Source organism: Mesorhizobium sp. WSM4817 (assembly GCF_055811135.1).
Genome location: NZ_JBVVQQ010000021.1, coordinates 13,605 through 27,746 on the forward strand (window position 1 = coordinate 13,605; position 14,142 = coordinate 27,746).

Below are 14,142 nucleotides of genomic sequence, written 5' to 3' on the forward strand. Positions count from 1 at the left end.
GTCTCCCGCGTTCCTTAAGTAAGGACAATTGTTGAAATCAGCGCCGCCCCTCATTGCCCTGCCGGGCATTTCTCCCCGTATAGTGACGGGGAGAAAGATGCCTTCATCGCCGATTTCGCCAATCTACAGCGTTGCAGAATGGGTGCCGAGGTTGCGGCCTAGCCCCTTCTCCCCGTTCACGGGGAGAAGATGCCGGCAGGCAGATGAGGGGCAGCGCCGACATTGAGAATTGGGTCGACGCGCTGGTCAATCAGCCAGTCGCCGAAGCTGAGGCAAGGGTGAGGGGCAGCGAGCCCTCAGAACAGGCCTTCGATCTGGCCCATCTCGTTGAGGAATATCTTCTCCGAGGACGGCGCCTTGGGCAGGCCGGGCATGGTCATGACCTCGCCGCAGATGACGACGATGAAGCCGGCACCGGCAGACAGCCTGACCTCGCGCACCGGCACGGTGTGGCCGGTCGGCGCGCCGCGCAGGTTCGGGTCGGTCGAGAACGAGTACTGCGTCTTGGCCATGCAGACCGGCAGGTTGCCGTAGCCGGCGTGCTCCCAGGCGTGGAGCTGGTCGCGCACCGATTTGTCGGCGATCGCTTCGGAACCGCGATAGATGCGCTGGACGATGGTGTTGATCTTCTCGAACAGCGGCATGGCGTCGGGATAGAGCGGCGCAAACTGCGAGGAGCCGGATTCGGCGAGTGTCACCACCTTGTTGGCGAGTTCCTCGATGCCGGCCGAGCCGTGGGCCCAGTGCTTGCACAGGATCGCCTCTTCGCCCATCGAGGCGACGTAGTCCTTCATCGCCCTGATTTCAGCGTCGGTGTCGGAATAGAAATGGTTGATGGCGACCACCGCAGGCACGCCGAACTGCCTGACATTCTCGATGTGACGGCCGAGATTGGCGCAGCCCTTCTTCACCGCCTCGACGTTCTCCTTGCCGAGGTCTTCCTTCTTGACGCCGCCATTCATCTTCATGGCGCGCACGGTGGCGACGATGACCGTGGCCGCCGGCTTCAGGCCGGCCTTGCGGCACTTGATGTCGAAGAACTTTTCGGCACCGAGATCGGCGCCGAAACCGGCTTCGGTGACGACATAGTCGGCAAGTTTTAGCGCCGTCGTGGTGGCGACGACCGAGTTGCAGCCATGCGCGATGTTGGCGAAGGGGCCGCCATGGACGAAGGCCGGGTTGTTCTCCAGCGTCTGCACGAGGTTGGGCTGCATGGCGTCCTTGAGCAGCACGGCCATGGCGCCGTCGGCCTTGAGGTCGCGGGCATAGACGGCCGACTTGTCGCGGCGATAGGCGACGATGATGTCGCCGAGGCGCTTTTCCAAATCCTTCAGGTCGGTGGCGAGGCACAGGATCGCCATGACCTCCGAGGCGACGGTGATGTCAAAGCCGCCCTCGCGCGGAAAACCGTTGGCGACGCCGCCGAGCGAGCAAATGATCTCGCGCAGTGCGCGGTCGTTCATGTCCATGACGCGGCGCCAGACGACGCGGCGGATGTCGATACCGAGTTCGTTGCCCCAGTAGATGTGGTTGTCGATCAGCGCCGAAAGCAAATTATGCGCCGTGGTGATGGCATGGAAATCGCCGGTGAAGTGGAGGTTCATGTCCTCCATCGGCACGACCTGCGCATAGCCGCCGCCGGCAGCGCCGCCCTTGACGCCGAAATTCGGCCCGAGCGAGGCCTCGCGGATACAGACGATGGCCTTCTTGCCGATGCGGTTGAGACCGTCGCCGAGGCCCACCGTCGTCGTCGTCTTGCCTTCGCCGGCCGGCGTCGGGTTGATGGCGGTGACGAGGATCAGCTTGCCGTCCTTGTTTGCCTTCACCGACTTGATGAACTCGGCCGAGATCTTCGCCTTGTCGTGGCCGTAAGGCAAAAGATGCTCGCTTGGAATGCCGATCTTCTGGCCGACCGCCTGGATCTGCTTCTTGTCGGCGGCGCGCGCGATCTCGATGTCGGACTTCACTTCGGCCATGGCGGCTTTCCTCTGGATTGGACGGTGACGGGTTTGATCAGTGTGGTCGCAAGCCTGTTCGGAACAGCCTGGCGCTGCAGGCGAGGGCACGTTCTACCCCTGTCGCTGCCGTGGCGTCAACTTGCATGCAACTATGTTTCCTATAGAGAAAGACGGCTCCTGGTCGACCTGACCCGGATCTTCGCGGGTTGTCGCGCCGTATAGAAGCCAGAGCACGCGCCGTCCTGCCGTCTCAAAACAGCCGCGGAATGCACGGAATGCGACAGGGTTCGAGCGCCGGTCGGCGTGTCGAGCGGTGGCGCCAAAGCGCGTCAACGCGCTTTAAGTTCTTGCTTGATGCATGTCGTTATCGCAAATCCGCTGCGCACCCTCGGTTCAGGCCCAAGGGCATGCTTTTGCGCGACATGCATTAGAATGCACCGATCTGGTGCATCAGCCCCAAGCCGTCAAGCTGGCCGAAATGTTCGACCACGATGCCGTTCTCGACGCGATCAATGTTAATCACACCAACCGAGACGCAATTTCCGCTCGGTTCGACGCCGTGGAAGATGCCGGTGTGCGTGCCCTGAAAGCGACCGCGCGTGACCACTTTGTCGGCATCGCCGACAAAGTCGTCGATGACGTGATGTCCGTCCGGGAAACCAACAAAGAATTCGGTCAGGGATTTTCGCCAGTCATCAAAGCCGATCGGATTGGCGCTGGCGAGATGAACGGTGAGATCCGGAGAGACCAGACCGGCCAGTTTATCCCAGTCTTGCGCATCGATCGTGGCATAGAAATTTCGAGCAAATTCCCGGATATCCATCGCGTGTCCTCGCTGGCTGCCGCCCACGGTTGAACGACGGCGCGACGATCAGGTTCCGCTCCTCGCAATGCGCAGCCGAACTGCTGCGTCAGCACGTCGCCGATCCCGACGGGGCCAGCGGTGATTCAAGCCAAGGCGTCTTTCACCAATCGCTTGCTTCACCGATCCAGGACAGACCTGACCTCGACGAGGTTCGATCGAACCCTAAGCACATAGAAACCCATCGTGGTGAGGTGGGTGGGCATGATCCAGCCATCCTCGCGGCCGTTGGAGATTATCAGAGGCTGGATGGCGAGCGCTGCCTTGAGCTGGCCTTCCACGCTGTTCCACAGCGGCGTGAGGCCGCGATTGTCGAGGATCTGCTGAAAATCGTGATGCGCCGCCGTCAGGATGCCATAATAGCCGTAGAGCTGGCCGTAGGCGAACCAGAAGCGGTCGTCAGCGCGCGTGTCGAACCAGCCGCTGTTGAAGTTCTGCGAACGGTCACGGATCAGATCCGACGTCGAGCCTATGTCACTCGCGATCCGATCGACGAACTGCAACAGATTGTCGGCGCGCGCGTTGAAGACAACCTCGCATTTCATGAGCCGGTCGTTGAAGGCGCGAAGGCTGCTCGCCGCCGTGCGATAAAAACTCGGCGTCGGAGTTTTCGGACCAAAGGGCCTGAGGCCGAAGTACCAGGTTTCCTCGTCGAAGGTGATCGCGCCGCGCGCATCCTGCAGGTTCTGGTCGATCTGGCTGGTGCCGCGGACGCGGCCCAGCGTGTCGACAAGCTCGACCGTGGTGCGCCGGATGGCCTGATTGACCCCGCGCTGGAAGGAGGCCTTGTTGTCGAGAAACGGCGTGCGGTCCCAGTCCATGCCGAAGAGCCCGAGCTTGTAGAGTATCATCGACGAGATCCAGGCATTCTCGTTGACGTTGAAATCGATGAGATCGGCCGTAACCTGGACAATGGCCGAGTGGGTGCAGGTCTTGACCTCTCCCTCGACGCCAGCAGTTTCCCCGGTGGCGGAAGGAGCGGGCTGTGCCGGCGTGGTTCCGGCCGGCTGCGTGAACCTATATGCTTCCGCATAGGCGGGATTGAAATTGCTCCAGACCTGCGTGTTCCAGATGAAATAGCCGTAGAGGCCGATCAGCATGAGCAGAGCGAGGCCGAGCACCGCCTTCAGGATCCAGCCGCGCTGCGTATACCAGCGCCCAGCCCACAGGAACGGCCACAGGATCACGCCGACGGCGAAGCCGATGCCGCGGCCGATCCACTGGAACATCCGTGTGAAGAAGTTCACGATCGGATCAAGCATGGCGATGTCACCCCTCGTCAGTCAGCCAAGTATTCGATAAGGTTAGGCATTCAATCGGTAAGGCCGTAGAGGCGTGTGCGAAACGCCACCTTGTCTTTCAGATATGTGGTTTTCAGAACGTCCACAACATGCGATCGCCAGGCGTCGCTGAAGCCGTCATAGTCCCTGTAAAAACCCGGTTTGTTGAAGACGTAGCGCGAGACGAAGTCCTGCGGCACGAAATCCGAAATCAGCTGGTTGGTCAGCCAGGCGTCGGGGTGGCCGGGCTTGGCCCGGATCACCAGGAAACGCTGCTGCGGGAAAACGTCCTCGATCTTGAGATAGCCGAGGTGAGCGATCTCGCGCTTGGCGGCGTTGAGAAAGGGAAAATTTCCGTCCCTGGTGATCAGGTCGGCATGGCTGTGGATCCAGGTCTGCAGCCAGACCTTGTCGACGTCGGTCAGGTTGCGGTCGGGCTCGGCGTCGCGGATCAGCGCCCGCACCACCATTTCGGCGCGGTGCTCGAGATAGCCTGATGTTTCGATCCACGAGGCCCGAGGCAGTTCGATGCGGCCGGTCGCGGCAAGGAACTTGAACACCCTGTCGGCATCGTTGATCGAGAGGTAGCTCACCTGCCACGGCCGCGAGCGGCGGAAGCCGGGTGCTGCCGGGTCGCTGATCACCGTCGTCATGTCGGGGTCGATGAACACATAGAGCCCGCCGAAATGGCTGGTCCAATAGGCGCTGTGGCGAAAGATCACCTGATCCGGCACCAGCGCGTTCTCGCGGATGTCGCCGCAGATCTTGGCAAGCTCGACCATGCGGGTGAGCATGGCGCTGTCGCGCCAGGCGTCCGGCTCCTGCTTCAACCGGTCGACGAGCTTGCCGAGTTCGGCGGCTTTGCCGAGCACGTCCTCCGCCGACAGAACCTTGAACTCGACCTGGTTGATCGACAGCAGGTCCTCGATGTCGTCGACCTTGGGGACCGAATCCTCGATCTCGCCATAGATGACATCCTTGATGGTCAGCGCGTCGATGGCGCGCTGGTTCGTCGACATGAACTCGAACATCAGCTGCGAGGTGTTGGAAAAGGCGGTGTGGACCACCGGCAGGTCGACCTGCGACGGCGTCAGGATGATGAAGCGGCGGTTGATCTCGTTGGGATCGAGATAGCTGTAGTCGCCGCATTCCTCGGCCACCTGCGGCGAGAAGCCGGTGCGGTCGATCTCGAAGCTCTTCAGCTTCGTCGGCTTCAGGCCAAAGGCGACCAAAGCCTTGTTGTAGCGCTGGATCAGATGCGGCTCGTCGATGGTCAGCAGCCGGCCATAGATCAGCTCGTTCTCGCGCAAAAGGTCGGACTTCCTGGCGGGGCTCATCTATCTCTTCTCCCCGTTCACGGGGAGAAGGTGCCCGAAGGGCGGATGAGGGGCGCGGGCATCCCTTCTCCCCTTGTGGGAGAAGGTGGATCGGCGCGCAGCGCCGAGACGGATGAGGGGTGCTGGACGGAGCGCCATCGGCGCCAAGCTGGAGCACCCCTCATCCGTCGCCTTCGGCGACACCTTCTCCCACAAGGGGAGAAGGGAGCGTCGGCGCGTCTCACGCATTCCACAGGCCCTTCTTCTTCAGCTCCTCGATCTCGCGGACCGCGCGGTCGCGCAGGCGGGTGTCGCGGATCATCTTGGTCACTGCGGCGTCGTCTGACTTGTCGGAATAGCGGAACTCCGAGTCGGCGTAGCGGTTGACCTCCTGCATGACCATGTCCATCGAGAACGGGCCGCGCAGTTCCTCGATCATCGCCTTCTTGTCGTCGTAGCTCTTGTGCATGAAGACTTCAGGCTTCTCGAACCATTCGTCCGGCAACTCGATGTCCATGGCGCGCATCTTGATCGCATCGGTGACATTCTTGATGGCGCGGCCGGTGAAGCGCGGCTCGGCCTCCTTGATCATGTGCAGATAGGTGCCGATGTCGGCCATCGACTTCGGCGCGCCGTTCTCCTTCATGTAGCGCTCATAGACCTTCATCAGCCCGTCTTCCCTGGGCTTCTCGTGCTCTTCATAGGCCTCCATCACCGCGCGCTGGATTTCTTGGGCGGCATAGAGCTTGTGGTCGCCGAGCGGGATCTTGTGGTTCTTGCCGGCGAGCAGCACGAAGATGTCGATATAGTCGTCGCGCGTTTGGGGCCCATCGACCAGCCAGCGGGCGCCGGCGCGTTGGCGCAGCGCGTCGTCGACGTTTTCGGGATAGTTGGAGAACATGCCGAAGGAGCAGTTGCCGCGCACCACCGTGGCCGCACCCCCGAATGCGTCCATCAGGACGCCGGTGATTTCCTGCTGGCCGGCCGAGGCGCGATCGTCGGAGCGGCGGGCCGCCACCTGGTCGATATCGTCGATGGTGCCGAAGCCGATGACGCGCGAGTTCAGCACATTGTTGATGAACTGGCGGCAGTTCTGGCCCGACTTGCCCTGGTAGGAGGAGATCTGGTCGACGCCGAAATTCTCGTAGGCGAAGGGATAGCCGGCGACCTGGCAGTAGCCGTTGACGAGACCGGCGATCATCTGGATCAGCGTCGTCTTGCCGGTGCCGGGCGCGCCGTCGCCGATGAAGGTGAACAGGAAGCCGCCGAGCTCGACAAACGGGTTCAGCTCGCGCTCGAAATCGTATGCCATCAGCATCTTGGCGAGCTTGACCGACTGGTATTTGGCGATGTGGTTGCCGACGACCTCTTCCGGCTTCTTGAAGGTCATCACCAGCGGCTTCGACCGCTTGCCCGGCGCGACGTCGAAGCCGTCGAGGGTGAAGTCGTCGACGTCGATGCGGATATGCGCATTCTCAAACGGACCAATGCCGTCGAAGCGGCCCTTTCGCGCCAAAAGCCCGTCGATGACGACACGGGCGAATGCGCGCGCCCGGGTCATCAGATCGGCGTCGTCCTTCGCGCCTGCTATCGCCCTGTCGAGGCCGGCCACGATCGATTTCACCGCGTCCTGCGGCGTGTCGAACAAAAAGTCCGGCTCGGGCGTGTCGTTCGGCGCCTCGCCGTCGCTGTCGATCAGCTGGAACAGATAGGAGGCGAGGCTGAAGGCCGAAATATAGGCCGAGGCCGACAGCAGCTTCTTGAAGGCGGCGGCCTCGTCGCCTTCGAGCGGCGCGCGGGCGTTTTTCGCCTTCAGGCTCTCGAGATCTGAGCCTTCGGCGAAGACATCGGCGATGGCCAGCGCGATCGCCAGCCCGCGCCGGGTGCGATAAAGCAGCATGTGCTGTGCAATGCTCAGCAGCTGGTCGTCGGGATGGACGGCGGCGACGGTCTTGGAAAGCTCCACCTCGCGCGTGCGGCGCACCGAGCCGACCGAGACGGTCGAGACGAAGCGGCGGTTGGTGCCGGCCAGTGCGGTACCGGATTCCCGCGACGGGTCCTCCAGCACGACGATGCGGGTGATGAAGCTCTGCGCGGCGGCGCGGTGCTTTTCGATTGCCGCTTCCGAAATCGTGGTCAGGCCGGTGTCCATGAAGGATGCTCCGCGGTTTGACTGTCAGACGTCACTGATGACCTGTCCTTTGGACAGGATGTGGACCTTGTAGCCGGAAAAGATCTTCTGCGCCTCGCCGGCGGCGTAGAGCGCCTGATAGGCCTCATGCGGGATCAGCGCGTGCTTCTCGTAGCTCGACACGCCTTGTCGCGCCGCCTCCAGATCGTCGGTGTCGATGAAGAATTCCTGCGTCGCCTTCTCGCTCGAAAACAACCCCTTGCGACCTGGCTTTTCGGATTTCGAATAAACCTCCTGGATGGTCCAGGTCAGCAGCCAGGCGTTTTCCGGCTTGCGCACCTTGTCCAGAATGTCGGTCACCGTCGAATTGTTGTCGGTGATCCCGGCCGAATAGAAAGGCCCGAGCACGACGCGGCGCAGCTGCTTGGGGTGGAGTTGCTCGAAATCCTTGTCGAGGTTGACCGCGATCGTGGCCGGCGACAGCGTATAGGCGGAGTTCTTCTCCGTGAAGTCGTCGAAGCGGTGGGCAAGCTCGGGATTGAGCAGTCCTTCAACCGGAAGCGGAATGTCGACCTTTTCGTTGAGCTTGCCATTGCGGTCGACAAGCTGCCCGATCATCTCTTCGGAGGAATCCTCGACCGTCACCATGTAGACCAGCGGCAGGTTGGCGCTGCCGTCGAAGGCTGCCCAATGGGCGAGGTAGTAAGGCCGCCTGGTCTTCGGATTGACCGAGACTTTTGCCGTCTGCGCCAAGGTGAACGGCCCGAAGGTCGTCTCGCTCCTGACGCCTTCCAGATAGAGCCGCTCGGCCATCGACTTCTGCAGCGCCTCGGGGAATTCCTTGTGGCGCAGGATGAAGTCGGCCATTTCCTCGCGCAACTCGTCGGCCAGCGGTATGTTGGCGAGACGCGTATCGGCCTGGCGGCGGTCGTTTTCCAGTTCGAGCACGTTCTGGAAGACCGGAAAGCCGCTTTCGGCGCGCGAGATGCGGAATGTCTCCATGAAGCCCAGCCGGTTGCGCCAGCAGGAAAACGAGTTGTCGAGCCGCGCAATGTATTCGGCGACGATCTTGGCGACGATGCCGTGCCGGTAGAGCGGCGAGCGATCGTCGCGCATGAACACTTCGAGGCCGCTGAGTGCCGCGGTGATCGCCGAGAAATACCGCGTTGCGGCTTCGTTTTCGGGGGTCATGCAGCCAGCCCTTGGGAGATATGCAGCAATTACGACTGCACGTAGTTTGCCGCATTGTGCTTTTTCAGCACGTCGTCGAAGCGGCGGGCAAAGGCATCGTCGGCCAGCTTCTTGCGGCGCTGGATGTCGGCGGTCGCCACCATGTTCTTCTCGTGCATTTCGAGGAGATCGCCAATGTGCTTCTGCGAGGCCGCGCCGATGCCGGCCATGGTTTCCTCGGCGGTGTTGTCGACCTGGCTGCCCAGCGTGTTGATCTTGTGAGCGACGTCCTGCTGGGCGGCGGTCTTCAGCGAATCTTCCAGGGCCTTGTAGAGCACGATGCGCTGCTCGGTATCGATGGTCAGCTTGTTGATCAGCGTCGACTGCGCCGCGATCTGGTTGTTGAGCGAATCGACGAAGGTCTGGAACATCGAGGTGTAGCGCTCCAGCGTCTGGCTTTCGGCCAGCAGTTCCTGCTCCTTGGCCTGCTTCTCGTTGTACTCGGTTGCCAGTTTCGAACGCTCGCCCTCAAGCTCGGTGCGCTCCTTCTGGCTGGTCGAGGCGGCGATCTTGTTCTCGATGTCGAGCAGCATCGGATTGAGCTCCTCGATGCGCTTTTGCACGGTCTCGAGATTCGACATGGTTGCCTTGCGGCGCTCGATCACCTGCGACAGGCTGGCCTCGGAGGTCTTGTAACGCTGGTCGAGGATCTGCTTCTGCGCCTTGAGGATGCCGACGATGGTGTCGGATTTCGCCAGAAGCTCCTGCAGATTGCCGGCCAGCGACATGTTGCGGACGCGGTCGGTGCGCATGCGCTGCTTGCTCTGGTCGGAAAATATGCCGACGAAGCTTTCCCAGCCGGTGTAGTTCTTCATGCTCTCGAATTCGGCGCCGAAGACGTTGGTGGCGTCCTCCAGCCCGATGATCAGGTCGGCGATGTTGCCTTCCATCACCTTCTGCTGCTTCAGCACATCCTCGATGCGGGCATTCTCGAGGTCGAAATTGGCGTCGCCGATCTTCCTGTCGGTCCTGGCGAGCGTGTCGAGCACGGCGCCGGACTGCTCGATCTTGGTGCGCATGTCCTGCACGACCTGATTGGTCTTGGCAATTTCGGCATCGAAATTCTGCAATGTCGCCATAGGAGCCTCCCGCTTCGGCAATTGTTCGTGTCGCGAACGCCGCGAATATATGTATGGCAAGGGGGGAAGGAAAGGCGGAAGATGCCGCGATACCTCAAACAAAACCCGACCCATCGGCCTGCCTTCCACCGCTGGTGATTGGCGAAAAGCCGAAGCCGCACCCGATCTCCCCCGCAAGGGCCCGCAAGGGGGGAGATCGGCAGCGTCGCCGACGGCGCTGCTCAGGCCTTGGTGAAGCCGATGAAATCGTCGGGCGCGGCGCGGCCCATTTCCTCTTCCCAATGGCGGCGGCAGAGCGAGACATAAACATCCTTGCCGATCGCCACCTGTTCGCCCTGTCTCGCCACCTTGCCGTCCGCGCCGAGGCGCACGACCATCGTCGCCTTGCGGCCGCAGCGGCAGATGGTGCGCACCTCGCGCAGATCGTCTGCTATCGCCAGGAGCGCGCGCGAGCCGGAAAACAGCTTGCCCTGGAAATCCGTGCGCAGGCCGTAGCACATCACCGGGATGTCCAGCCGGTCGGCGATGCGGGCAAGCTGCCACGCCTGCTCCTCTTCGAGGAACTGCGCCTCGTCGACGAAGACGCAATGCACGGTCGTGTGGTCGTGATGCTCGGCGACCCTGGCGAACAGGTCGTCGCCGTCGCGGAACATCTCAGCCTCCGCCTCCAGGCCGATGCGCGACGAGATCAGCCCGGTGTCGCCCTTGCGGTAGTGGCCGGCGACGAACAGCATCGTCATCATGCCGCGCTCGCGGTAATTGTAGGAGGCCTGCAGCAGCATCGTCGTCTTGCCGGCATTCATCGTCGCATAGTGGAAGTACAGCTTGGCCATGCCGCCTCTTTAAGCCGAGTTGTCCCAACGCGGGGAGGGGGCGTCCCGACGTTCCACCGGAAAAGCGCCTGGCCACCGGAAAAGCGGCGAATCTGTCGCTGGTCGGCCAGCCCGCGCCGTTGATCGCGATTGTCTTATCGCTTGAAACCGCACCAGAATGGTGTTTGGCTGACGAAACAAGGCGGAGACAAATCCGCAATTTCGCTTCGCCGACAGATCACAATGGGAGAATACAGATGTCGCGTATGAAACTACTCGCCGCCGGCTTCGGTCTGGCGGCATTTCTTTCGGCGAGCGGTGCACTCGCCGCCGAGCCGGAAAGCTGCAAGCCGGTGCGTTTTGCCGATGTCGGCTGGACCGACATCACCGCCACCACCGCTACCGCCAGCGTCATCCTCGAAGCGCTCGGCTACGAGCCCGACGTGCAGGTGCTGTCGGTTCCGGTCACCTACACCTCGCTGAAGAACAAGGACGTCGACGTCTTCCTTGGCAATTGGATGCCGACCATGGAAGCCGACATAAAACCCTATCTCGAAGACAAGTCGGTCGAGACGGTCGTGACCAACCTGGAAGGCGCGAAATATACGCTCGCCGTTCCACAGCACACCTATGATGCCGGTCTGAAGGATTTCGCCGATATCGCCAAATTCAAGGACAAGCTCGACGGCAAGATTTACGGCATCGAAGCCGGCAATGACGGCAACCGCCTGATCCTCGACATGATCGCTGCCGACAAGTTCGGCCTGAAGGATTTCGAGCTTGTCGAAAGCTCCGAAGCCGGCATGCTGTCGGCGGTGCAGAAGGCGGCCGCATCGGGCGAAGACGTGGTCTTCCTCGGCTGGGAGCCGCATCCGATGAACGCCAACATCAAGATGGCCTATCTGTCGGGTGGCGACGAGGTGTTCGGCCCGAATTTCGGCGGCGCGACCGTCGCCACCAATGTCCGGGCCGGCTACACCACCGAATGCCCGAACGTCGGCGCGCTGCTCAAGAACATGGTGTTCTCGCTCAAGATGGAAAACGAGATCATGGGTGCGATCCTCAATGACGGCGCCGACCCGAAAGCCGCGGCCACCGAATGGCTCAAGGCCAATCCGGACGCGATGACGCCATGGCTCGCCGGCGTGACGACCTTCGACGGCGGCGACGCCGCGGCCGCGGTGAAAACCGCACTGGGTTCGTAGCAAACTTATACCTCCCCCGTGTGGGAGGTTCGGCGCGCCACGCGCCGCGGTTGGGATGGTTCGGAACGGAGCATAACCGTGACCATCCCACCCGGCTCGGCTGCGCGGTTCGGCCCACCCCGTCAGGGGAGAGGTGAAGAAGAATGAGGGGACATTTGCCATGGATCCGGTTTCGCAACTGATTTCGAGCTTCAAGATCCCGATCGGGCGGTGGGGCAAGACCTTCTTCGACTTTCTGACCACCAATTTCGAGTGGTTTTTCGACAGTATCGCCGACGGGCTCACCGTCGTTCTCGACGGGCTCGTCGATCTTTTGCTGCTCGTCCCCCCGGTCCTCCTGGTCGCCGCCATAGCCGGGCTTGCCTGGTACCTGCAGAAATCATGGAAGCTGGCGCTTGCCGTCGCGCTCGGCCTGCTCTTCATCGTCAACCAGGATCTCTGGCAGGAAACCGTCGAGACGCTGGTGTTGGTCGTGGGCGCCGCTGCGGCCTCGATGGCCATCGGCGTGCCGATCGGCATCTGGGCGGCGCATAACGAGCGCGGCTACCGCTATCTCCAGCCGGTCCTCGACCTGATGCAGACCATGCCGACCTTCGTCTACCTGATCCCGGTGCTCATTCTCTTCGGCCTCGGCATCGCACCCGGCCTCATCGTCACCGTCATCTTCGCCGCTCCCGCGCCGATCCGCCTGACGCATCTCGGCATCACCTCGGTGCCGAAACCGATGATCGAGGCCGGCGAAGCCTTCGGCGCGACGAAACGCCAGCTGCTGTGGAAAGTCGAGCTGCCGGCGGCGCTGCCGACCATCATGGCGGGCCTGACGCAGTGCATCATGCTATGCCTCTCCATGGTGGTGATCGCTGCGCTCATCGGCGCCAACGGCCTGGGCAAGCCGGTGGTGCGCGCGCTGAACTCGGTCAACATCCCGCTCGGCCTCGAAGCCGGCCTCGCCATCGTCGTGCTCGCCATCATCCTCGACCGCATCAGCCGCATCGGCACGGGAGCCGCCAAATGAGCGCTGCGGTCGATTTCAAGAATGTCGACATCGTCTTCGGCGCGGCGCGCAAGGAAGCGCTGGCGCTCGTCGACAGGGGCGCAACGCGTCAGGAAATTTTGGAGAAGACCGGCGCCGTGCTCGGCTGCGCCGGTGCCAATTTGACCGTCAACGAGGGCGAGATTTCCGTCCTGATGGGCCTCTCCGGCTCCGGCAAATCGACGCTGCTGCGCGCCGTCAACCTGCTCAACGTGCCGGCGCGCGGCAACGTCATGGTCAAGGACGGCGACCGCATGGTCGATGTCGCAACCTGCGACGCCGCCACGCTGCGCCACATCCGACAGACGCGGGTCGCCATGGTGTTTCAGCAGTTCGGCCTTCTGCCCTGGCGCACCGTCGCGGAAAATGTCGGCTTTGGGCTCGAGCTTTCCGGCGTGCCCGAAGCCGAGCGCAAGGCGCGCGTCGACCGCCAGTTGAAGCTCGTCGGCCTCGACCAGTGGGCGTCGAAATACGCCCACGAGCTTTCCGGCGGCATGCAGCAGCGCGTCGGGCTGGCGCGCGCGTTTGCCACCGAAGCGCCGATCCTGCTGATGGACGAGCCGTTCTCGGCGCTCGACCCGCTGATCCGGACCAAGCTGCAGGACGAATTGCTGCAGCTTCAGGCCGAGCTGAAGAAGACCATCGTCTTCGTCAGCCACGATCTCGAGGAGGCGCTGAAGATCGGCAGCCACATCACCATCATGGAAGGCGGGCGCATCGTGCAGACCGGCGCGCCGGAAGACATCGTGCTGCGCCCCGCCAACGACTATGTCCGCGACTTCATCGCCAATGTGAATCCGCTCTCGGTGCTGACTGCCTGGAACGTGATGCGCGACCGCCGTGATCTCGACCACGGCGAGGACGGCTGGGTGTGGCTCGACCGCCGCAAGACGACGCGTTTCAAGATCGATGAGCACGGGCTGGTGGCGGCGGCCGAGCGCGATGGCAAGCCGGCGTTCTGGGTGTCGTGCGCCGATGTCGAGGCGCAGCCGGAGGAGACGACGCAGGTATTCTGGGCCAATCCCGGCACCTCGCTGAAGACGGTGATGCTGGCCATGCACCGCTCGCAGACCGCACCGGTGGCGCTGTTCGACGACCAGTCGCGCTTCGTCGGCGCCATCGGCATCAGGGATGTGTTGTCGGCGGTGTTGCGGCGGTAGCTATTTCTAAACGAAACGGCCCGTATCGTTTCTTCGCGGTCTCTGCGCGGCTTAGCGGCGGTCCCACATAAGGCAT

At 62.4% G+C, this 14,142-nt stretch carries 11 protein-coding genes; 3 read left to right on the forward strand and 8 right to left on the reverse strand.

Features of this window, described 5'->3' with window-relative positions:
- Positions 1-296: 296 nt before the first annotated feature.
- From AC0L2K_RS24850 to AC0L2K_RS24885, 8 genes are all read right to left on the reverse strand, one after another.
- On the reverse strand, positions 297-1,976 hold the full coding sequence (locus AC0L2K_RS24850; RefSeq protein ID WP_473532563.1) for a formate--tetrahydrofolate ligase: 1,680 nt from the start codon (positions 1,974-1,976) through the stop codon (positions 297-299).
- Positions 1,977-2,385: 409 nt separating this feature from the next.
- Complete coding sequence (locus AC0L2K_RS24855; protein ID WP_287344740.1) at positions 2,386-2,781, reverse strand: ester cyclase; 396 nt, start codon at positions 2,779-2,781, stop codon at positions 2,386-2,388.
- 158 nt (positions 2,782-2,939) lie between these two features.
- Positions 2,940-4,082 (reverse strand): DUF2333 family protein, encoded by a 1,143-nt coding sequence (locus tag AC0L2K_RS24860; RefSeq protein WP_128247185.1) that lies wholly within the window; start codon positions 4,080-4,082, stop codon positions 2,940-2,942.
- A 50-nt stretch (positions 4,083-4,132) separates the two neighbouring features.
- Entirely contained in the window at positions 4,133-5,437 is a 1,305-nt protein-coding gene (locus tag AC0L2K_RS24865; protein WP_473532564.1) for a DUF6638 family protein, read from the reverse strand.
- Between the two features lie 220 nt (positions 5,438-5,657).
- Positions 5,658-7,568 carry an AAA family ATPase gene (locus tag AC0L2K_RS24870; RefSeq protein WP_473532565.1) on the reverse strand — a complete coding sequence of 637 codons (1,911 nt, stop codon included), beginning with the start codon at positions 7,566-7,568 and terminating at the stop codon, positions 5,658-5,660.
- 24 nt (positions 7,569-7,592) lie between these two features.
- Positions 7,593-8,738, reverse strand: a complete 1,146-nt coding sequence (locus AC0L2K_RS24875; RefSeq protein WP_027151017.1) for a hypothetical protein — start codon at positions 8,736-8,738, stop codon at positions 7,593-7,595.
- 29 nt (positions 8,739-8,767) lie between these two features.
- Positions 8,768-9,856, reverse strand: a complete 1,089-nt coding sequence (locus AC0L2K_RS24880; RefSeq protein ID WP_023799959.1) for a hypothetical protein — start codon at positions 9,854-9,856, stop codon at positions 8,768-8,770.
- A gap of 221 nt (positions 9,857-10,077) precedes the next feature.
- Entirely contained in the window at positions 10,078-10,689 is a 612-nt protein-coding gene (locus tag AC0L2K_RS24885; protein ID WP_128169406.1) for a thymidine kinase, read from the reverse strand.
- Between the two features lie 236 nt (positions 10,690-10,925).
- Between AC0L2K_RS24885 and AC0L2K_RS24890 the strand changes: the two genes are divergently transcribed.
- From AC0L2K_RS24890 to choV, 3 genes are all read left to right on the forward strand, one after another.
- Complete coding sequence (locus tag AC0L2K_RS24890) at positions 10,926-11,873, forward strand: choline ABC transporter substrate-binding protein (RefSeq protein ID WP_023799957.1); 948 nt, start codon at positions 10,926-10,928, stop codon at positions 11,871-11,873.
- 160 nt (positions 11,874-12,033) lie between these two features.
- Complete coding sequence (choW, locus tag AC0L2K_RS24895) at positions 12,034-12,888, forward strand: choline ABC transporter permease subunit (protein WP_023799956.1); 855 nt, start codon at positions 12,034-12,036, stop codon at positions 12,886-12,888.
- Entirely contained in the window at positions 12,885-14,066 is a 1,182-nt protein-coding gene (choV, locus tag AC0L2K_RS24900; RefSeq protein ID WP_023799955.1) for a choline ABC transporter ATP-binding protein, read from the forward strand. Before choW ends, choV begins: the two co-directional genes overlap by 4 nt.
- Positions 14,067-14,142: the final 76 nt, after the last annotated feature.

Excerpts from the sequence above, each read along its gene's own strand:
- AC0L2K_RS24850 (WP_473532563.1), bottom strand. The coding sequence starts at position 1,976 with ATGGCCGAAGTGAAGTCCGACATCGAGATCGCGCGCGCCGCCGACAAG.
- AC0L2K_RS24855 (WP_287344740.1), bottom strand. The coding sequence starts at position 2,781 with ATGGATATCCGGGAATTTGCTCGAAATTTCTATGCCACGATCGATGCG.
- AC0L2K_RS24860 (WP_128247185.1), bottom strand. The coding sequence starts at position 4,082 with ATGCTTGATCCGATCGTGAACTTCTTCACACGGATGTTCCAGTGGATC.
- AC0L2K_RS24865 (WP_473532564.1), bottom strand. The coding sequence starts at position 5,437 with ATGAGCCCCGCCAGGAAGTCCGACCTTTTGCGCGAGAACGAGCTGATC.
- AC0L2K_RS24870 (WP_473532565.1), bottom strand. The coding sequence starts at position 7,568 with ATGGACACCGGCCTGACCACGATTTCGGAAGCGGCAATCGAAAAGCAC.
- AC0L2K_RS24875 (WP_027151017.1), bottom strand. The coding sequence starts at position 8,738 with ATGACCCCCGAAAACGAAGCCGCAACGCGGTATTTCTCGGCGATCACC.
- AC0L2K_RS24880 (WP_023799959.1), bottom strand. The coding sequence starts at position 9,856 with ATGGCGACATTGCAGAATTTCGATGCCGAAATTGCCAAGACCAATCAG.
- AC0L2K_RS24885 (WP_128169406.1), bottom strand. The coding sequence starts at position 10,689 with ATGGCCAAGCTGTACTTCCACTATGCGACGATGAATGCCGGCAAGACG.
- AC0L2K_RS24890 (WP_023799957.1), top strand. The coding sequence starts at position 10,926 with ATGTCGCGTATGAAACTACTCGCCGCCGGCTTCGGTCTGGCGGCATTT.
- choW (WP_023799956.1), top strand. The coding sequence starts at position 12,034 with ATGGATCCGGTTTCGCAACTGATTTCGAGCTTCAAGATCCCGATCGGG.
- choV (WP_023799955.1), top strand. The coding sequence starts at position 12,885 with ATGAGCGCTGCGGTCGATTTCAAGAATGTCGACATCGTCTTCGGCGCG.